The sequence below is a fragment of the Nocardia sp. JCM 34519.1 genome (genome assembly GCF_020361265.1).
GTDB lineage: Bacteria > Actinomycetota > Actinomycetes > Mycobacteriales > Mycobacteriaceae > Nocardia > Nocardia arthritidis_A.
The window spans coordinates 131,815-152,093 of sequence record NZ_JAIRBR010000008.1; the positions used below are offsets into that span (position 1 = coordinate 131,815).

At 67.0% G+C, this 20,279-nt stretch carries 15 protein-coding genes; 6 read left to right on the plus strand and 9 right to left on the minus strand.

Annotated elements, in window-relative coordinates; all coding sequences use genetic code 11:
- The first annotated feature begins 58 nt into the window (after positions 1 to 58).
- Positions 59 to 1,882, plus strand: a complete 1,824-nt coding sequence (gene asnB / locus LGY53_RS21150; protein ID WP_225728421.1) for an asparagine synthase (glutamine-hydrolyzing) — start codon at positions 59 to 61, stop codon at positions 1,880 to 1,882.
- Here asnB and LGY53_RS21155 read toward each other — a convergent pair.
- Positions 1,861 to 2,271: a MerR family transcriptional regulator gene (locus LGY53_RS21155; RefSeq protein WP_167472728.1), complete on the minus strand. Its 411-nt coding sequence runs from the start codon at positions 2,269 to 2,271 to the stop codon at positions 1,861 to 1,863. The two genes, asnB and LGY53_RS21155, sit on opposite strands and share 22 nt — an antisense overlap.
- A gap of 169 nt (positions 2,272 to 2,440) precedes the next feature.
- Here LGY53_RS21155 and LGY53_RS21160 point away from each other — a divergent pair, with 169 nt between their 5' ends.
- Positions 2,441 to 8,836 carry a non-ribosomal peptide synthetase gene (locus tag LGY53_RS21160; RefSeq protein ID WP_225728422.1) on the plus strand — a complete coding sequence of 2,132 codons (6,396 nt, stop codon included), beginning with the start codon at positions 2,441 to 2,443 and terminating at the stop codon, positions 8,834 to 8,836.
- Between the two features lie 125 nt (positions 8,837 to 8,961).
- Here LGY53_RS21160 and LGY53_RS21165 read toward each other — a convergent pair whose 3' ends face one another.
- Entirely contained in the window at positions 8,962 to 9,255 is a 294-nt protein-coding gene (locus tag LGY53_RS21165) for a hypothetical protein (protein ID WP_225728423.1), read from the minus strand.
- A 199-nt stretch (positions 9,256 to 9,454) separates the two neighbouring features.
- On the opposite strand from LGY53_RS21165, the gene LGY53_RS21170 reads away from it, so the two are divergent.
- Positions 9,455 to 10,705, plus strand: a complete 1,251-nt coding sequence (locus LGY53_RS21170; protein WP_225728424.1) for a YhgE/Pip domain-containing protein — start codon at positions 9,455 to 9,457, stop codon at positions 10,703 to 10,705.
- A 27-nt stretch (positions 10,706 to 10,732) separates the two neighbouring features.
- On the opposite strand, the gene LGY53_RS21175 is transcribed toward LGY53_RS21170, so the two are convergent.
- The 6 genes from LGY53_RS21175 to LGY53_RS21200 all read right to left on the minus strand — a co-directional run bounded on the left by LGY53_RS21175 (position 10,733) and on the right by LGY53_RS21200 (position 17,162).
- Positions 10,733 to 11,239: a hypothetical protein gene (locus tag LGY53_RS21175; RefSeq protein ID WP_225728425.1), complete on the minus strand. Its 507-nt coding sequence runs from the start codon at positions 11,237 to 11,239 to the stop codon at positions 10,733 to 10,735.
- A gap of 62 nt (positions 11,240 to 11,301) precedes the next feature.
- The gene (locus LGY53_RS21180; RefSeq protein WP_225728426.1) at positions 11,302 to 12,057 is read right to left on the minus strand and encodes an ATP-binding protein; all 756 of its coding nucleotides are present in this window, start codon (positions 12,055 to 12,057) and stop codon (positions 11,302 to 11,304) included.
- Between the two features lie 192 nt (positions 12,058 to 12,249).
- Positions 12,250 to 12,774 carry an STAS domain-containing protein gene (locus LGY53_RS44455; protein WP_374111208.1) on the minus strand — a complete coding sequence of 175 codons (525 nt, stop codon included), beginning with the start codon at positions 12,772 to 12,774 and terminating at the stop codon, positions 12,250 to 12,252.
- Between the two features lie 226 nt (positions 12,775 to 13,000).
- Complete coding sequence (locus tag LGY53_RS21190) at positions 13,001 to 13,585, minus strand: phosphotransferase (RefSeq protein WP_225728428.1); 585 nt, start codon at positions 13,583 to 13,585, stop codon at positions 13,001 to 13,003.
- A 76-nt stretch (positions 13,586 to 13,661) separates the two neighbouring features.
- Positions 13,662 to 16,070 (minus strand): phosphoketolase, encoded by a 2,409-nt coding sequence (locus LGY53_RS21195; protein ID WP_225728429.1) that lies wholly within the window; start codon positions 16,068 to 16,070, stop codon positions 13,662 to 13,664.
- A gap of 138 nt (positions 16,071 to 16,208) precedes the next feature.
- Positions 16,209 to 17,162: an ABC transporter ATP-binding protein gene (locus LGY53_RS21200; protein WP_225728430.1), complete on the minus strand. Its 954-nt coding sequence runs from the start codon at positions 17,160 to 17,162 to the stop codon at positions 16,209 to 16,211.
- Between the two features lie 229 nt (positions 17,163 to 17,391).
- Here LGY53_RS21200 and LGY53_RS21205 point away from each other — a divergent pair, with 229 nt between their 5' ends.
- Complete coding sequence (locus LGY53_RS21205) at positions 17,392 to 17,919, plus strand: phosphatase PAP2 family protein (protein WP_225728431.1); 528 nt, start codon at positions 17,392 to 17,394, stop codon at positions 17,917 to 17,919.
- Between the two features lie 154 nt (positions 17,920 to 18,073).
- Positions 18,074 to 18,583: a dihydrofolate reductase gene (locus LGY53_RS21210; RefSeq protein WP_225728432.1), complete on the plus strand. Its 510-nt coding sequence runs from the start codon at positions 18,074 to 18,076 to the stop codon at positions 18,581 to 18,583.
- Between the two features lie 9 nt (positions 18,584 to 18,592).
- Here the strand turns inward: LGY53_RS21210 and LGY53_RS21215 are convergent, their stop codons facing one another.
- Positions 18,593 to 19,255 carry a TetR/AcrR family transcriptional regulator gene (locus LGY53_RS21215; protein WP_225728433.1) on the minus strand — a complete coding sequence of 221 codons (663 nt, stop codon included), beginning with the start codon at positions 19,253 to 19,255 and terminating at the stop codon, positions 18,593 to 18,595.
- A gap of 20 nt (positions 19,256 to 19,275) precedes the next feature.
- On the opposite strand from LGY53_RS21215, the gene LGY53_RS21220 reads away from it, so the two are divergent.
- Entirely contained in the window at positions 19,276 to 20,277 is a 1,002-nt protein-coding gene (locus LGY53_RS21220; RefSeq protein ID WP_225728434.1) for an LLM class flavin-dependent oxidoreductase, read from the plus strand.
- Positions 20,278 to 20,279: the final 2 nt, after the last annotated feature.

Genomic DNA, 20,279 nt, shown 5'->3' on the forward strand with positions numbered 1-20,279 from the left:
AGTCGACTTCAACTGGGACCGTTTCGGTGCAGGGGTCACCGATGCTGAGGAGAGGTCGATGTGTGGATTCGCCGGTTGGGTCGACTGGGCGCGAGATCTGCGGGATCAGCGGCATATCGTCGAGGAGATGACCGAGACGCTGACGCCGCGCGGCCCGGACGCGGGCGGGGTTTGGGCAAGCGCCACAGCCGTTTTCGGACATCGTAGGCTCGCGATCATCGATATCGACGGCGGTGCGCAGCCGATGACCTTCGAGCGAGCGGGTGCCGCGGAGTGCGCGATGGTCTTCGCCGGGGAGATCTATAACTTCACCGAGCTGCGCGACGAATTGCGCAGGCGCGGACATCAATTCCGCACTCGCTCCGATACCGAGGTGCTGCTGCACTGCTACCTCGAATGGGGCGCCGAATGCGTGACGCGATTGAACGGCATGTTCGCCTTCGCGATCTGGGATCCGGATCGGGAGACCGTGCTGCTGGCCCGCGATCGCCTCGGCATCAAACCGCTGCTCTACCACGCATACGACGGCGGGGTGGTCTTCGGCTCCGAGCACAAGGCGCTGCTGGCACATCCGCTGGTGCGCCCCGAGGTGGATATCGAGGGCTTCAACGAATTGCTCTGTGTCATACAGACTCCCGGTAACGCGGTGTTCCGGAATATCGCGTCGCTGCCGCCGGGGCATATCGCGCTCGTCGATCGCAATGGCGTGCATGAGCACCGCTACTGGGGGCTCACGTCGCGGCCGCATACCGACGGCCCGGCCGAAACCGTTGCAACCGTGCGGGATCTGCTCGCCGACACGGTGAAACGGCAGCTGGTCGCCGATGTTTCGGTCGGCACGCTGCTCTCCGGCGGACTCGACTCCAGCGCGGTGACCGCGCTCTCGGCTCGGACGCTCGCGGGTGAGGGCGCCCCGGCGGTGCACAGCTTCGCCTTCGACTTCGTCGGCAACGACGTGCATTTCCAGCCGAGCGTGGCCAGGCCCGAGCTGGACACACCGTTCGCCAGGGCCGCCGCGGCACATATCGGCACCGCGCACACCGAGGTGATGCTGGATACCCCGGCGGTGCTCGACGCGCTGCCGGAGGTGGTGCGCGCCCGCGACCTGCCCGGCTTCCCCGACCTCGTCGCCGCACAGTACCTGCTCTTCCGTGAGGTGAAATCGGCTGTGACGGTGGCCCTCTCGGGTGAATCGGCGGATGAGGTATTCGGCGGATACCCGTGGTTCCACCGGCCCGAGCTGCGTAACACGCCGGGCTTTCCATGGGCGGTGGCCATCGACTCGTATCTGCCGGTGCTCGACCGGGATCTGGTGGCGCGCCTGCGCTCCCACGAATACCTCGCGGACCGCTATGCCCAGGCGCTCACCGAGGTTCCCCGGCTGCCCGGCGAGGCGCCGGAGGCGGCGCGGACCCGGGAGTTGTTCTACCTCACCATGACTCGCTGGCTACCGATCCTGCTGGACAGCAAGGACCGCACCAGCATGCGCAACGGGCTGGAGGCGCGGGTGCCCTTCTGCGACCACCGGCTGGTCGAATACGTCTGGAATGTGCCGTGGGAGTTGAAGACCATGGACGGCAGGAATAAGGGACTGCTGCGGGCGGCGGTCGCCGATCTGCTGCCCGCGGCGGTGCTCGACCGGCGCAAAACCTCGTTCCCGATCGCGCAGAATCCCGAATTCGACAGCGGGGTGCGCACACTGCTGCGCGATGAGCTCGCGGACCCGAATTCGCCGCTGCTTCCGATCATCGACGTCACCGCGGTACGCAAACTGCTGGACACCGATCTCGAATCCGGCGGGTTCTGGCGCTCGACCGACACCGTCGCCTGGCTGGCGCATATCGCGTGCTGGCTGCGCGCCTACCGCGTCGAACTGGTCTGACGCTCGACGAGGTACTTGTCGACTTCCTCGGCGAGACAAGGGCAGTCGGCCACCGGATTGTCCCGGTGGCACGGCAGCGCGAACTCCAGATATCGCTTGGCTGCCGCGAGGCGCTCCATCTGCGCCTCGCAGTCGGCGATCTTGGCCCGCACCACATCGTGCCAGTGCAGCGAGCCATCCCGGCCCGCCAGCATCACCGCGATATCGTCCAGGCTCAACTGCCCACTGGCCTGCCAGATCCGGATTATCGCCAGCGTGCGAATCTCGGCGCGGGAGTAGAGCCGCCGTCCCGATCGGCGCTGCGCCGGTGCGATCAAGCCCTGCCGCTCCCACCAGCGCAGCGTCGACGGGGCGACCCCGAGCAGCTCCGACACTTCACCAATCGTCATCGAACCATCCGCTGTGTCCGGCATATCCCAATTAGATCCGCTCTCGCCGGGTCCGGCCACCGGCGAACCGCACAGGTTCTTCCCCGCAATAGTGAGCGATCGGTGGCAGGACCGCCGGAACAGGGTTAGCATCAGCCCGCTCCAATGGCACTCGCGGCGGGACAACTACGTGAAAAGTGTTATAGGCCAGGCACCTTCGTCCCGTCGCGGCGTCCGGGACCGCTCGCGATCCCGAAGCCGCACCGGCACGCTCGCCGGGCTGCTCACGGCCGCGGTCGAAGGCAACCCCGACGGTATCGCGCTGCGCTGCGGCGACCGCTCGCTCACCTACCGGGAGCTGGACGCACGCTCCGCGCGACTGGCGCGGGTATTGCTGCGCCGGGGCGCCGGGCCGGAGACCATGGTCGCCATCGCGCTGCCTCGATCCATCGAATCCGTGCTCGCGGTGTGGGCCGTCGCCAAGACCGGCGCGGCATTCGTCCCGGTGGATCCCGCATTCCCCATGTCCCGCATCGTCTTTCAGACCTCCGATGCGGGCGTGCGGTTGGGACTCACCGACCGCGCCCACCGCGACGCACTCCCGGGGACGGTGGAGTGGCTCGCGCTCGACGACCCGGATATCGCCGCCGAGACGGCGGCCGAGCCCGCGACGCCGATCTCCTATCTCGACCGCCCCGCGCTGCTGCGCGCCGCCAATACCGCGTATCTCATCTACACCTCCGGCTCCACCGGCAGGCCGAAGGGCGTCGCCGTGACCCACGGCGGGTTGGCCGCGCTGTGCGCCGAGCTCACCGCCCGTTACGCGGTCACCCGCGAGGCGCGCACCCTGCACTTCGCCGCGCCGAGTTTCGATGCCGCGGTGCTGGAATTGCTGCTCGCGCTCGGGGCGGCGGCCACGCTGGTGATCGCGCCGCCGGATGTGTACGGCGGCACCGCGCTGGCGGAACTCCTTGGCGGACAGTCGATCACACACGCATTCCTGACACCGTCGGCGCTGGCGACGATCGAACCGGCCGGGCTCGAGGCGCTGCGGGTGGTGCTCGTCGGCGGCGAGGCCTGCCCGCCCGGCCTGGTGCGGCGCTGGGAAAATCCGGCACGCCACTTCGGAAATGTTTATGGCCCAACCGAGTCCACCATCGCGGTCACCCTGAGCGGACCCCTTACGGCGGACCGGCCGGTCACCATCGGCACCGCGATACCCGGCATGTGCTGCCGAGTGCTCGACGCCGCCCTGCGTCCCGTCGGTGCCGGAGTGATCGGCGAACTGTATGTGTCCGGTCCCGGGCTGGCGCGCGGCTACCATCGCCGATCCGGCACCACCGCAGCGCGTTTCGTGCCCGACCCGTACGGCGTTCCCGGCGGCAGGATGTACCGCACCGGAGACCTGGTGCGCACCGGCGGCGACGGCGCCATCGAATACCTCGGGCGCACCGACGATCAGGTGAAGATCCGCGGCTTCCGCATCGAACTCGGCGAGATCGACACCCTGCTCTCGACGCTGCCCGGCGTCCGGTACGCCGTCACCATCGACCGGCGAACCGCGTCGGGCACAACGACGCTCGCCTCCTTCGTACAAGCCGAACCCGGCTTCGCACCGGACCCGGCCGACCTGGCCGACGCGCTCGCCGGGCTGCTGCCCAGATATATGCTGCCGTCGTCGATCACCGTCATCGACCGAATCCCGATGACGCACAATGGCAAAGCCGATCGCCGAGCCCTGCGTGAACGACCGGAGGACCAGAATTCCTACCGGCCGCCCGCCGATATCGGCGAGGAACTGGTCGCCGAGGTATTCGCCAAGGTGCTCGGCATTCAGCAGTGTGGGGCGGATACCGATTTCTTTGTGGCGGGCGGTAATTCGCTGCTCGCCACACAGGCCGCCGCGCGATTGGCCGAGTCGTGGGGCGCGCGGATCCCCACCCGGCTGCTGTTCGACCATCCGACGGTCGCGATGCTGGCCAAGGCGATCCGGTCCGAGCGGTTCGACACCGCGCGCCCGCCGCTGCTCGCCCGGCAGCGCCCCGCCCGCATCCCGCTCTCCCCCGCCCAGCTGCGGTTTTGGCTGCGCAACCAGTTCGACACCGAATCATCGGTCGACAACATCGGATTCGCGCTGCGGCTGACCGACCTTGACGTGGAGGCGCTGCGCGCCGCCTATCGCGATACCGTCGCTCGCCACGAGGCGCTGCGCACCAGCTACCCCGCCGACGAGTCGGGGCCGCGACAGCTGATTCACGAACCCGAAGCCGTGATAGGCGATTTCGCGGTCGAGGAGGTGGCCGCCGATACGCTCACCGACCGGGTGCACGCCATTCTGCGGCGCGGCTTCGACGTCGCCGCCGAGGTGCCGCTGCGGGTTCGGCTGCTGAGAGTCGTCGCACCGGAATCCCTTTCGTCGCCGAGCGCCGACCATGTGCTGGTGTGCGCCCTGCACCACATCTGCGCCGACGGCTCCTCACTCGCGCCGCTGGCCAAGGATGTGGCCGTGGCATACGCGGCGCGCTGCGCGGGCCACCCGCCCGCCTGGCAGCCGCCGCCGGTGCAGTACGCCGATTACGCGCTCTGGCAGCAGGAACTGCTCGGCTCCCGCGACGATCCGAATTCCCTGCTGTCCCAGCAACTCTCCTATTGGACCCGGGAACTCGCCGGTCTGCCCGACCAACTCGACCTGCCCGGCGACCGGCCGCGACCGGCCACCGCATCGCTGCGCGGGGCGGCCATCCAGCGCTCGGTCTCCCCGGCCGTGCACGCCGCGCTGCTGACGCTGGCCGGCGCGCACCGTGCCACCCTGTTCATGGTGATGCGCACGGCGCTGGCGGTGCTGCTGGCCCGGCTGGCGGGCAGCGCCGATATCGCCATCGGCGTCCCGATGACCAACCGCGCCGAACCCGCACTCGACGGGGTGGTCGGCATGTTCGTCAACACCACCGTCTCACGCACCGGCATCGTCCCCGGTGAGAGCTTCGCGGACCTGCTGGACCGGACCAGGGAACGCGATCTGGCGAATTTCGCGCACGCCGAAGTGCCGTTCGAGCATGTGGTGGATGCGGTGAACCCGGTGCGCTCACCGGGCAGGCATCCGCTGTACCAGGTCGGGTTCGCCTTCCAGAACTTCGCGAAAGCCCAACTGGAACTTGCCGGTTCGGATTTCGCGGTACTGGACGTCGACGCCGATACGGTGAAGACGGATCTGCATATCGGCGTTGTCGACACCCGCGCCGCCGACGGCTCGCCCGATCAGATCGTCATCCGATTCGGTTACAGCACCGACCTTTTCGATGAGGCGACGGTGGGCCGATTCCTCGACAGCTACCTGCGCGTCCTCGAACAGGTGGCCGCCGACGCCCGGCGCGCGGTCGGCGATCTCGAGCTGATCGATCCGGCCCAGCGCGAACTGCTGCGGTCCTGGTCCAGCGGCGCCGAACATGCCGTTGCCGCCGAATCGCTTACGGCCGCCATCGGCAGGTGGGCCGTTACCACCCCGGATGCCGTCGCGGTCCGCTGCGGTGCGGCCGTTCTGACCTACCGACAACTGTGTGATCGCGGAAACCGGCTGGCGCGCTGGCTGATCCGGCAGGGTGTCGGGCCGGAGACGGTGGTGGCCGTCGCGATGCGGCGCGGTATCGCCCAGGTTCTGGCGCTGTACGCGATCGCGGAGGCGGGCGGGGCGTGGGTACCGATCGATCCGGCGCATCCGGCGACCCGCATCGGCTACGTGCTGGAATCCGCCCGGCCCCGCCGGATGCTCACCACGCGCGCCGATGCGCTCGCCCTGCGGGATCATGGCGTGCTGTCCGAGGCCGATGCCATCGATACCCTCGATCTTTCGGCATTCGACCCGGCGCCGATCACCGATGCCGACCGCACGGTGCCGCTGCGTGGCGCGCATCCCGCCTACCTCATCTATACCTCCGGCTCCACCGGACGCCCAAAAGGCGTTGTGGTGAGCCATATTTCGATCGTCAACCAGCTCGACTGGATGCGCGAACGCTATGCGGTCACCACCGAGGACGTCTACCTGCAGAAGACCCCGGCGACCTTCGACGTATCGCTGTGGGGCTACTTTCTGCCGCTGCGCACCGGCGCCCGGCTGATCCTCGCCGGTCCGGACGACCACCGCGATCCCGCCGCATTGTGCGGGTTGATTTCCCAGCACCGGGTGACGCTCACCGATTTCGTCCCGTCCATGCTGGCGGTATTCGCGGCCGAATTGGCTGTGCTGCGCACTGCATCCGCACCCAGCGGGACATTGCCGCGGGAAGTCCCACACACCGCAACCACAATCGGCGAAGCGCCACGGTTACCGTCCCCGCCTGCTACTTCCACGCCCAGCCCGACATCGCTAAGGACAACTGTCGGGGCCGACGAGATTTCTCTTCCAGAGGCCACGCCTGGCCCTGGCGCCGAACTGCCTTCTCTGCGTGCCGTTTTCGTGATCGGCGAGGCGCTGCCACCGGAGACCGCGCGCGCTTTCGCCGCTGTCAGCGCCGCGCAGGTGCACAACCTCTACGGCCCCACCGAGGCGGCAGTGAGCATCACCGAACATCAGGTGACCGCCGACGATCTCGGCGGCACCTGTGTACCGATCGGTGTGCCGGAATGGAATTCGCGCTGCTTGATCCTCGACGACCGACTGCGGCTGGCGCCCGTCGGCGCTGTCGGCGAATTGTATTTGGCCGGTGTGCAGTTGGCCCGCGGCTACCACGGTGCGCCCGCGATCACCGCGGGCCGATTCGTCGCGAATCCGTTCGGCGGGCCGGGTGCGCGCATGTACCGGACCGGTGATCTGGTCCGCTGGAATTCGCGCGGCACACTGGATTACCTGGGCCGCACCGATTTTCAGGTCAAGGTGCGCGGCCACCGGATCGAACTCGGCGAGATCGAGACGGCGCTGCTCGCCGAACCTGGGGTCGGCCAGGCGGCGGTCGCGGTCAAACCGTCCGCGACCGGTGACCGGCTGGTCGCGTACGTGGTTGCCGCGCCGGGTGCAACCGGCGATCCGGATACGTTGCGGCGCAACGTATCCCGCTCAATCCCGGGTTATATGGTGCCCGCCGCGGTCGTACCGCTCACCGAGTTCCCGCTGAACACCAGCGGCAAACTGGACCGTGCCGCGCTGCCGCAACCGGTCTTCGCCGCGCGGGCCGCCGCCGCGCCGGAAACCCCGCTCGAACGGATGATCGCCGAGGTCTTCGCAGAAGTGCTCGGGCTGCCATCGGTGGGCGTCGCGGACGACTTCTTCGAGCTCGGCGGCTCGTCGCTACTGGCTTTCACACTGCACCAACGACTTTCGGCGAAGCTGAACCGCAAGGTTCCGATGGCGGCATTGCTGGCCGCCCCGACGGTCGGCGCGCTGGCCGCCCACCTCACCGGTGCGGAGGTACCAACCCATACAGTCGACTACGCCGCGGATGCGATTCTCGACCCCGCTATCACGGTCATGGGTCCGCTGCCGGATGGCCCGATGCGTGAGGTGCTCCTGACCGGAGCGACCGGCTTCCTGGGCGTGCACCTGCTGCACGAGCTGCTGACCCGGACCGACGCCCGCATCTGGTGTCTGGTCCGAGCCACCGACCCGGCGGCGGGACTGGCTCGAATCCGGCTGGCACAGCGGCATTTCCGTCTCCCAGAATTGCCGGGCGAACGGCTCGTGATCGTCAACGGCGACCTCGGGCAACCGCGTTTGGGCCTCGCCGACGACGTCTACGCGGAGCTCGCCGACCGCGTCGATACGATCGTGCACAACGGTGCGCACGTCAACCATATCGATCCGTACGCGCGCCTGCGCCCGGTGAACGTGCTGGGCACCCACGAAATCCTTTGCCTGGCAACGACGAACCGGATCAAACCGGTGCACTATATCTCCACCATCGGCACGAGCGTCCCGGCCGCACCGGTCACCGGCGAGATCACCGAGGATGTTCGCCTCCGTCCGGATCAGTTGCAGGACAATGGCTATCTCACCTCGAAGTGGGTCGCCGAGGAACTCGTCCGACAGGCGGGTGAGCGCGGACTGCCGGTCGCCGTCTACCGGCCCGGAACCCTCTGCGGCGACCCGAGGACCGGCGTCAACAGCGCGGATGATTCGTTCTGGAACATGATTCGCGCCGCAACGATACTCGGCATGGCGCCCGAGGTCGGCGATGCGACGGTCGCGCTGGTCCCCGTCTGTTACGCGGCCGGCGCGATCGCCGAAATCGCCACCCATCCTTGCCGGAATACCGTGTACCACTTGATAACCCACACCCCGACACGGATCGGCGACGTGCTCACCGCACTCACCGCACACGGATATCCCATCGCCACAGTCGATCTCGATACGGTACGTAGCGAACTCGACCGCCAATCCGCGCACCGCGGCGCCACCGGCGACGACTCCCTGACCCGCGCCGCACTACTGAGCCCGAACGCAGCCATCCTCGCCGGACATCGCGCCTGGGCCGACACCAACACCCGAAACGCATTGGCGGACAACGGTATCGAATGTCCGCCGATCGACCGCGCGACGCTCGACACCTACCTCACCGTGTTCAGGGACACCGGCTTCTTACCTCATCCGGATTAGGTGTACCTCCGCATCCACTCCGGCCATGCGCGATCTGATGACAGCGTCGCCCACAGCGTCCACCAGGCGTACCTCGGCATTCGGTCGGGCCATGCGCGGTCTGATGACGGCGTCACCGTCAACGCTCACCACGCGTAGCTCGGCATCCGGTCCGGCCATGCACGGTCTGACGATGGCTTCACCGACAACGCCCACCAGGCCTCGGCATCCGCTCCGGCCATGCGCGGTCTGATGACGGCGTCACCGACAACGCTCACCACGCGTAGCTCGGCATCCGGTCCGGCCACGCGCGGTCTGACGATGGCTTCACCGAGAACGCCCACCAGGCGTACCTCGGCATTCGCTCCGGCCATGCGCGGGTCTGCGGACGGCTTCGCCCACAGCGCCACCAGGTGTATCTCCGCATTCGCTCCGGCCACGCGCGGGTCTGCGGACAACAGCTGGGCGGTTTCTATATCCGAGCCGTCAAACCGCAACCCGATTCAGGCGCATCCGCTCGAGTCCGCCGCGCACCCGAGGCGGCAACTACCCGGCCACCGCGCATACTCGACGCACACCGGATGTCGGCTCAACCCGCGCGCACCATGATTGCGACAAGTGTGCTGATAATCTCTCGACGTGGCGTCGACGACCGACAATACGATCTCTAGCGGGAAAAACGGCAGCCAGCACACGCTGTGGGCCGTCCCATTGGTCGTCGCCATGGGATTGCTGAGTCTCCTCGCCCTATCCTATCTCGCCAGCATCCTCGACCCGCAGCGCAATCTGCACGACTTCCCACTGGTCCTGGTCGACACCGACCACGGCGAGTACGGCAAGCAATTCACCGAAGCCGTCGCCGCCGCACTGCCCGACGAGCAGGTATGGCTGCGGCAAACCGATGCGGCGCAAGCGGATTCGCTGATGTCATGCGGCGAGGTATATGCCGCGATCGTCATCGCCGACGACTTCACCGCCCGCGCGACCGCACTGGAGAATCCGATATCCGACGGCGGCCCACCCCCGACCGTCGAGTTCCGCACCAACCCTCGCGCGGGCACCACGGCGGTCACCTTGGCGACCCAGTTGGTCACCCCGGCGCTCGACCATGCCAGCCGACTACTCGGCATCGGGGTGCGCGCCAACGCCATCGCGAACGGGGTCCAACCGTCCGACGCGGCGCTGACCGCCCTCACCAACCCGGTTCAGATCGCGACCACCCAATACCGCCCGCTGCCCGCGGGCACGGCGAACGGCATATCCGCCTTCTACTACACCCTGCTGGTGGTGTTCGCCGGATTCACCGGCAGCATGATGATCAACCTCGGCATCGACGCCGCCGTCGCCAACCGCCCCGACATCTCCCGCTGGCGAGTGCTGCTCTACAAATGGGCGCTGGCCGCGGTGATGGCGCTGACCATGGCGGGCCTGTACCAGCTGATAGCGACCGCGCTCGGCATGCCGATCGACCACCGTCTGACGCTCTACCTTTACAGCGCGCTCGCCTCACTGGCCATCGGCATGACCGCGATAGCGAACCTGACCCTGGTGTCCACCATCGCGACCATGCTGCGCGCCCCGGTACTGAACACCATCGGCATGCCGATCAACATGATCCTGTTCATCGCGCTCGGCCTACCGTCCTCCGGCGGCATCATGCCCATCCAAGCCACCCCCCGCCTCTACGGCGCACTGGCCCAATTCGAACCCATGCACCAGGTCTTCCTGGGCATCCGCGCAATCCTCTACTTCGACGCACGAATGACCGCAGGCCTCACCCGCGCCCTCACCATGTGCGCGATCGGCCTGGCCATAGCCCTCGCAATCGGCCTCCTAGCGACCATCGGCTACGACCACCTCCGCAAGGCACCATCACCCGATCAATCATGAATCACCCGACACCGAAGCCTCCCCGCCTCATTTCATCAACTCTTCGAACGTGGGCCCCCGGTCCGGAATCCGATGCCACCACCACGGAGCCGAGGACAATTCACCATCCGTGAATCGCCTCATCAACCCATCGTCATCAGCGACGGTAACCGCAAGAAATCGCTGATCATACGTGTCGGCGACCGCGATCACCTTGGCGCGCAACGGCTCCGGCAGACGATCGATACACCCCGCCAAGAAGTCGCGCATGGACATGGCCGCCACGAGATCGTAACCACCCCAAACACGCCGATCGTCCGCACTCCTGAACCGATCGGTATCAATTTTGTCGACATGCAACGCCCAACTGACAAGAAGATCGAGCGTGCCGAAAGATCGGAACTCGTTCACCTCATGGCGGCAAGACGCCAGCTCGCCGAGCTCGTTCTCCGCAAATGCGGCCCGTATCGATACTTCGTAATTTCCGACCCCACGAACCTTCTCGGGCACCACCGAAAGGTCCTGACCAGAGGCTGGGGTCCCCCCGTTGCTCATGGCGCGATCATAGGGCCGACGCCGCTACGCCGACGAAAGGATCTTCATCGACCGGCGGCGGCTCAGATGAGGTGACGCCGCGGGCCGGTCGGCAGCGTCGCCCACACCACCTTGCCGGTCGGCCACTGCGGCAGGCAGCCCCACGCGCGGGCCATCCCGGCCACCACGTGCAGACCGTGCCGCCTCCGGCCCGGATCCGGCTCGATCAGCACCGCCTCCCGCGGATCCCGATCGGCGACGGCGACGGTCAACAGCTGCGTCCGCAGTTCCAACCGCACGACGATCTCGGCGGCCTCGGTGTGCCGCATGACGTTCTCGACCAATTCGGTGACGATCAACTGCGCGTCGATCCGGACATCCGGAATGTTCCAATGGTCGCAGATCTCCCGCACCAGGTACCGCGCCCGTGCCGCGGTGTCGGCGGCCAACACCATCGGCACCACCGTGCGCCTGCGGCGCGGCGGCCGTTCCAGCGCATCCAGTGCGGCATCCATATCCGCGTATATCGCGATGAAACGCTGAATGGCGCTGGCCTGCAGACAACCGCGCAGCCGGTCGCCCTCGGCGACGACGACGATCGGCACCGAGGGCCAGTCACCGATCCGCATCCAGGCGCTGGTGAACGCGGTCAACAGCGGTTCGGAACGCACGTCGAGTTCGTCGACCAGCACGATGATCGCGCGCGGCTGATCCGACGCGAACTTCAGCAGATCGTCACGGAACGACCGATAACTCTCCATGTCCAGCGTGCCGCGCGGCCGCACGACCGCACAGTCCGCCAGATCGGTCAGTTCCCACCGTATCGGGCTGTTCAACACGTCCGATCAAACCTAACCAGCGCTGTCGGCGAAGGCGTCCGACGGCTCACGTACGGCCGGGAGCGAAACCGTCGTGGCCCCCGGCCCTGCTCGGCTGCTGTCCACACGTGCGCGGTACCCCCTCATCGCCGTCCCGAACCTGTGCACGAATATCCGAGGCGGCGCCGGCGTACCGGCGGAATGGTGTGCCGGTCAACATCTTTCGTCGACGGCATCGAGCGCGAGCAGCGGCACGCCGCCGACCGATTGCGCCGTCAGCGCGCCTTGCAGGCATTTGTAGACCCGCAGATGCGCGGTGGCGCCGGACAGTTCCAGGATTCGCAGCAGCGGACGGGCGGTCACCACCAGCTCCACCCGCCGCCCCGGCAGCGCGGCGGCGAGCAGTACGTCCACACCGCACAGTGATAGGAAGCTCACCCTGGTCAGATCGACGACGATCGGCGCGACCGCCATGGATCGCAGCGCATCCCGTAGGAGCCGGTCGTTGCTTACATCAACTTCCCCTCGTACCCGACAAACCTGCACACCAGCCTCGGAAAGCTTCGTGACGACCGTCAAACCCGGCCCACAGTAGGTGAAGCTTTCACCCATGTCATCGCTCCGATCACTCGGACGAGAACCGCAACCCGCCCCAGCCGCGCCGCTCGCGACGAGAAATGCCCGTACGGCTGCCTGCTCAACCGTGGACACGAAGCAGTCTAGCCACAGTCGGCGCATTGATCCGCCGAATTATCGAGTCCGTCTGTGGGCTACCGTCCGTTGCCACCGGGCGGGTACGGTGAATGTGGTTGCCGCCCAGCCACTTTGCGGCACAGCACGACGATCGCGACCGGGGCGGGTATGGCCGAAAATCGCTACGAGCTCCATATAGGGCACTTACCCGATCATGGTGTTCGCAATATTGCGCTCCGGCGAATTCATCTAACGTACAAACCGTTCGGCGTCATAAGCGTTCGAGAACCCCGGCAAGGTTCCGCAGGCTCAACTCGGTGAATTCGGGCATCGCGTTTTCCAAACCGTGCAATACGTCGATCGCCATATCCGCTTTTGTCCAGAAACCGAGTTTCGCCGCGAGCCGGTCGTCGAGCGGCAGCCCCCGATGGCGCTGCACCTTCGCGACGAAATCCGGGCCGAGATCGGCCCACAGGTAGACCAGATCGTAGTCCGGATCGCCGATCGTGAGGTCGCCGAAATCGATGACGCCGCTGATCCGGTCCCCGGTGACGAGCAGATGATCCGGGCTGATATCCGCGTGCGTCAGCGTCGGCCGATAGTCGAAGTTGCGGTCGTCACCGAGGTAGTTCGTCCACGACCGCTCCAGTTCCCGCGCGGACGCGGGCGCGAGCAGCGGCAGCACCTGATCCCGGACCAGATCCAGATCTTCGGTGAAATCAGTTCGCATATCCCGGATTTCGACACCCAGCTGTTCGGCCCGCGGCACCGAGAACGCATGCGACCGGTCGAGGAATTCCGCGATCTGCCCGGCGATGACGGCGGAATCCGGCAGGCCGCGCCGCAGCCAGCGCACCGTCGGGCAATTCGGTATGGCCGCTCATATCCATTCGACGAACGTTAGGGCCGCCGGTCGGCGCCGGCCAAGCGAATTACCCGCCGTCGCCGGGCCGGTGGTCGGCGCTGCGCCAGCGCCACCGGACGATTTCGGGCGGATCCTCGCCGTGCTCGCGAATGTAGACGCGGTGCTGAATGAGCTTGTTCTCCAGGTGATCCCGGGCATGCGCGGCCGTAGGCTGCAGGCGCGCAACCCGATCGATCACATCGATCGAGAGATCGTAGCGGTCGATCTGGTTCAGCACGCACATATCGAAAGGCGTTGTGGTGGTGCCTTCTTCCTTATAACCGCGGACGTGGAAGTTGTGATGGTTCGCGCGACGATAGGTGAGCCGGTGGATCAGCCACGGATATCCGTGATAGGCGAATACCACCGGGACATCGGGGGTGAACAGCGCGTCGAAGGCGCGGTCGGACAGCCCGTGCGGATGCTCCCGATCGTCCTGCAACCGCATCAGGTCCACCACGTTCACCACGCGAATCTTGATGTCCGGGAACAGGTCTCGCAGAATGTCGACGGCGGCGAGCGTTTCCATGGTCGGCACGTCGCCCGCGCAGCCCATGATCACGTCGGGCCGCTCGCCCGCATCGCTGCTCGCCCACTCCCAGATGCCGATCCCCTTGGTGCAGTGGACAATCGCGTCCGGCATGCTGAGGAACTGCGGCGCGGGCTGCTTACCCGCGACGATCACGTTCACGTACTGGCGGCTGCGCAGGCAGTGATCGGCCACCGAGAGCAGGGTATTCGCGTCCGGCGGCAGGTACACCCGGATCACGTCGGCCTTCTTGTTGACGACGTGATCGATGAAGCCCGGATCCTGATGTGAGAAGCCGTTGTGATCCTGTCGCCAAACATGCGATGTCAGAAGGTAATTCAGCGAGGGTATCGGCCTGCGCCACGGGATGCGATTGGTGGTGCGCAGCCATTTGGCGTGCTGGTTGAACATCGAGTCGACGATGTGGATGAACGCCTCGTAGCAGGAGAACAGGCCGTGCCGTCCGGTGAGCAGATAGCCTTCCAGCCAGCCCTGGCAGGTGTGCTCGGACAGTATCTCCATCACCCGGCCGTCGGGCGCGAGATGGTCGTCGGTGGGCAGGGTTTCGGCATTCCAGGCCCGATCGGTGACGTCGAGGACGGCATCGAGCCGATTCGAATTGTTCTCGTCGGGGGCGAACATGCGGAAGGTCGTCGAATTCGCGCGCATCACATCGCGTAGGAAGCCGCCGAGCACGCGGGTGGCCTCGGCCAGCGTCGCGCCCGGTTGACTCACCTCGACCGCGTAGTCGCGGAAATCCGGCAGATCCAGGCCGCGCACCAGGGCGCCGCCATTGGTGTGCGGGTTCGCGCTCATCCGCCGATCGCCCACTGGATGCAGGTCCCGGATGCGCGGCATCGGGGCGCCGTTCGCGTCGAAGAGCTCCTCGGGCCGATAACTGCGCAGCCAATGTTCCAGCACCGCCCGGTGCGCGTCGGCGCGGGCGTCGCCGAACGGCACCTGGTGTGCGCGCCAATAGTTTTCGACCTGTTTGCCGTCGACCGTCTTCGGCCCCGTCCAGCCCTTCGGCGAGCTGAGCACGATCATCGGCCAGCGCGGCCGGGCCGGATCGCCTTCGTGGCGGGCGCGGTGCTGGATGGCCGCGATCTCGTCGAGGCAGTGGTCCAGAGTCGCGGCGAACGCCTGATGCATCGGCTCCGGATCGGAACCCTCCACAAAGTAGGGGGTGTACCCGTAGCCGCGCAGCAGCTGATCCAGTTCCGTGCGCTCGATCCGGGCGAGCACCGTCGGATTGGCGATCTTGTAACCGTTGAGGTGCAGGATCGGCAGCACCGCCCCGTCCCGGCGCGGATCGACGAATTTGGTGGAATGCCAGCTGGCGGCGAGCGGGCCGGTCTCGGCCTCACCGTCACCGACGACGGCGGCGACGATCAGATCCGGATTGTCGAAGGTCGCGCCGTACGCGTGTGACAGCGAATAGCCGAGCTCACCGCCCTCGTGAATGGATCCGGGCGTCTCGGGCGCGACATGACTGGGAATGCCGCCGGGAAAGGAGAATTGGGTGAACAGCCGCCGCATCCCGGCCTCGTCCTGCGAGATCTCCGGATACACCTCGCTGTAGGTGCCCTCCAACCAGGCCGAGGCCACCGGGCCGGGACCGCCGTGCCCGGGACCCATCACATAGATCATGTCCAGGTCGCGCGCGGTGATCACTCGGTTCAGGTGGGCGTAGATGAAATTCAGGCCCGGCGTGGTACCCCAGTGGCCGAGCAGGCGCGGTTTGATGTGCTCGGGGCGCAGCGGTTCCCGCAGCAGCGGGTTGTCCATCAGGAAGATCTGCCCCACCGAAAGGTAATTCGCCGCCCGCCACCAGGCGTGGAGATCGTCGAGTTGGCGCGGGGTGAGCGGTTGCGTTGCCGTCGCGGTTCGTGCGGCGCCATCGGTCATATGCGATTCCTCCTGACAACCGTCGGGTACGGATCAAGACTTCCGGTCGACGACGGAACGTGACAGGGTCTTCTGTCCATCCGTTGGTCACCTGCGGCGGGTTACCCGCGAATCACCGGGATATTCCGCGCCGGAAACTCAACTGCCGGAACCGTGTTCGGCCAGCACCCGGCCCACCGACATCCGTTCGCCCTGCAGCAGGTCCTGCAGGGTGGCGGGGCGGCTGGTCAGGCTGCGCAGCCCGCAGTCGAGCAACCGGCGCAGCACCTGGTCCAGATGGTCGGTGTCCACCTCGCAGTGCACGGTATTGCGATACCGGACGAAATTGTGCACCTCCGCGAGATCCTCGAGATCCGGCGCGGGACAATCCAATTCGGCGCTGACGAAGGTTCTGGTGAGTTGTCGCACCTCGGCGGGCGAGCCCGAGTCGACCACCCGGCCGCGCTGCATGATGGTGATCCGGTCGGCGGCCGATTCCAGCTCGGACAGCACATGTCCGGCGAGCAGCACCGTCTGATCGGTGGCGCGTCGGGTGCGCAGCCACAGGCGCAGCGAATCCTTCTGCGGCTCGGTGAGTCCGGCCATCGGCTCATCGAGCAGCACCAGTTCGGCCCGGCCGGACAGGGCCGCGACCAGCGCCAGCTTCCGGCGTTCCGAGCCGTGATGGCGGTGCACCGAACGGGACGGGTCGAGGCCGAGCAGGGCGAGCAGGCTGTCGCGCCGCTCCGGATCGACCCCGCCGTGTTGTGCGGCGAGCCGCTCGATCGCCGCGCCGCCGGAGAGCGCCGGCCACAGCGCCACCTCGCCGAGCACCATCGCGGTACGCCGATGCACCAGGCTCGGTTCCCGCCACGGCTGAACCCCGAAAACCAGGACCGTGCCCGCATCCGAGGACAACTGGCCCGCCAGAATGCGCAACAGGGTGGTCTTGCCGGCACCGTCGGGACCGAGGACGGCGTGGATCTCGCCGCGGTGCACCCGCAGCCCCACATCGTCCAGCACTCGGGCCCGCCCGATGCTCTTGACCAATCCGTGCACCTTGACGACCTCGTCGTCGTCCGATCCGCCGCGACGATCTTGGAATGCTGTCATCTGCTCACACCGCGATTCTGGGTTCAGCTATGGAGGTAGCCCGAGACCACCGGAGCGAGTCGCATTCGACGGCCGTCGGCTCGGCCGGCATCCCGGATAAGACGCAACGGGAGAAAACACTTGCTGCGCACATGCTATGCAGGGCGCGGCGATCCGGAAAGGGCAATTCGTCATCCCGAGCGGTTCGCCGCGCCGAACCCGCGTCGCGCTGTCGCGGCACAATCGAAACGTGGACCTCACCATCGTGACGTTCCTTGCCCAGCATCGCGTTCCCGCGTTGACCGCCCTCGCGCGGTGGGCGATGGATTTCGGAACCAATGACGCGATCCAGGCGCTCACCGGGTTGGTCGGGCTCGCGGTGGTGGCCGCCAAACGCTGGTGGTGGCAGGGGATGACGATCGGCGCCTCGGTACTGCTCGCACAGGCGCTGGCCCGGGCGCTGAAACTGTTGATCGCCCGGCCGCGGCCACCGGCGGACCTCGCCGTCGCCAACGTCGGCGCCTTCTCGATGCCGTCGACGGTCGCCGCGATGACGGCCGCGCTCGCGGTGGCCCTCTACGCCGTGCTGCCGTGGCCGCCGGGTTACCGAGGCTGGGCCGTCGCCGCATTGGCGGCGGGCCTCGCGCTGATCGGCGTCGCCATGGTCTACCTCGGTGCGCACTGGCCGACCGATGTGCTGGCCGGTTGGCCCCTCGGCCTCGTCGTCGGCGCGGCAGTAGTCCAGGTGACCCGAACCCTCAGGCGCGCAACGCATTAGGTCCATACTGTCATCGAGTCGGCCACATCGGACTCGGATCCCTTGGGCACCAACCGAACAGTGTGATGCACACCACCGGACGCGTTAGCTGGAAGGGTGCGCGAACTCTTTAGCGAAGGTAAGCTATTGGCGAGTGGAAGGTGGTGGTTCGCCCATGACCGAACCCAGCAAACGAATCATCGGATTGATCTGGTCGCAGACCCGCGATCGAGTGATCGCCGCGGGCGGCCGGATTCCATGGCAGGTGCCCGAGATCATCACCCATTTCGACGAGGTGACCAGCGGCCAGATCGTCGTCATGGGCCGCAAGACCTGGGATTCGCTGCCCGCCGACGACCGCCCGCTGCCGGGTAGGCGCACGATCGTCATCACCCGCGATCCGGACTGGTTCCAGCAGGGCGCCGAGCGCGCCGGATCCGTCGAGGAGGCGCTGGCGCTGACCGATCCGGCCGAGGTGTGGATTATGGGCGGCGGCGAAATACTGCGCGAGGCAATGCCTTTCGCGAGCGTACTGGCCGTCACCGAGGTCGGCGCGAAGGTCGACGGCACGGTGCGCGCGCCGGAGATTCCGGCGGGCGAATTCCTGATGAGCTTCACCACGGCCCCGAAGCTCTCCGCAAATGGCAAAGACACCTACATGTTCCGCAGTTACGCCCATAAATAGGCTGCCGCATTACGAATTCTCGACGGTGAGACCGCCGAGCAGCGCCCGCAGACCACGGTCGAAACGTTCGTCCATGGTCGGCGCCACCAGATGTGCGGCGAGCGCGACCACCGACGGAAACTCCTCGGGTGGAAGGGATCTCAGCACGGCAGCGGTCTCCGTCAATACGGTCTCCGGTGCCGCGCCGCGCGCCTCCGCCGCGTTCATCGGCCCGACTTCCTGAAGTACGAACCCGAGCACATATGCGACGACGAGATGTGAAGACTGCGCCGCCGCTTCGGGTTTCAACCCAGCGGAGAGCAGTGAACCGCAGATGAACTCGAGCGCTCGCAGCGTATTCGGACCGAGTACCAGCCGTCCGGCGAGCAGGCGCGCGGCATCGGGGTTGCGCAGCAACCACTTTCGATAGCCGGTGAGCAACTGCTCCAGCCGGGTCCGCCACGGCAGGCTCCGATCGGGCAGCGGGAGATCGCGCAGCAGTTCGTCGGCGACCAGATCCAGCAGTTCTTCCTTGTCGCGGACATGCCAGTACAGCGACGACGCGTCGACGCCGAGGGCTTCGGCGACGCGGCGCATGGTGGTCCCCGCGAGCCCGGATGCGTCGAACACCTGCCGCGCGGCCGCGGCGACGGCGGCGAGTTCCAGCTGATTTTCCTTGCGAGGTCTCGGCATGGCGGTTAGTTTATCCAACCATGTTGGATAATGTTGGAGTCCTACTCCCCCAGCGCGGCGTGCTGCTCGACCGCCTGTCCACCGACGACCTGCTGATGCTGGCTGAAACCATCGACACCACAAGGGGTTTGGACTCGATCTGGGTCGGCGACAGCCTCACCGCGCAGCCGCGCGCGGATTCGCTCACCCTGCTCGGCGCACTCGCGGGCCGCACCCGCCGGGTCCGGCTCGGGGTGGCGTGTATGGCCAGCTTCCCGGTGCGCGATCCGGCCGTATTCGCCTACCAGTGGGCGAGTCTGGACCGGCTCTCCGGTGGCCGGATGACCCTAGCCGTCTGCACGGGTCTGGTCGGCGACGGCGCCAGCGCCCGCGAGGGCGCGCACTGGGGCGTTCCCGACCGCGAACGGGCCGCGCGAATGGGTGAGAATCTGCGGCTCTGCCGCAGGCTGTGGACCGGCGACGAGCTCGACTTCGACGGAAAGTTCTTGCAGTACAACGGGATTCGTATACAGCCAACTCCCGTGCAAGCCCCGTGCCCGGTGTTCATCGCCGCCAATCCATGGCAGCCGAAGTTCGCCGAGCGCGCGCTGCGCCGAGTGGCCGATCTCGCCGACGGCTGGATGACGGCCAGTTCCTGGCCGGGTCTCGTCGCGGGACTGGCGCCGCTGCTGCGCACCGCGCTGATCGACGCGGGACGCGCGCCGGAAACCTTCCCGGTAGCCTTCCTGCACAATGTCGCCGTCGGCCCCCACCGAGCCGAATGTCTCGACGGCGCAGCGCGTTTCATAGCCGAGCACGAGGAATACGAGGGCACTCCAGCGGAGATGGTCGAGGCGTGGACCGCCGCGGGCCCACCCGAGCGCTGCGCCGCCGACCTGCAAGCCCTGGTGGACACCGCCGCCGGCCTCGGCCCCGTCACCCTCGTGCTCCGGCTGACCTCGTGGGATCAGCGCACCCAACTCACCCGCCTCATCGAGGACGTACTTCCGCTGATTCGCATGCCCGCCGCGATCCGCGCATAACG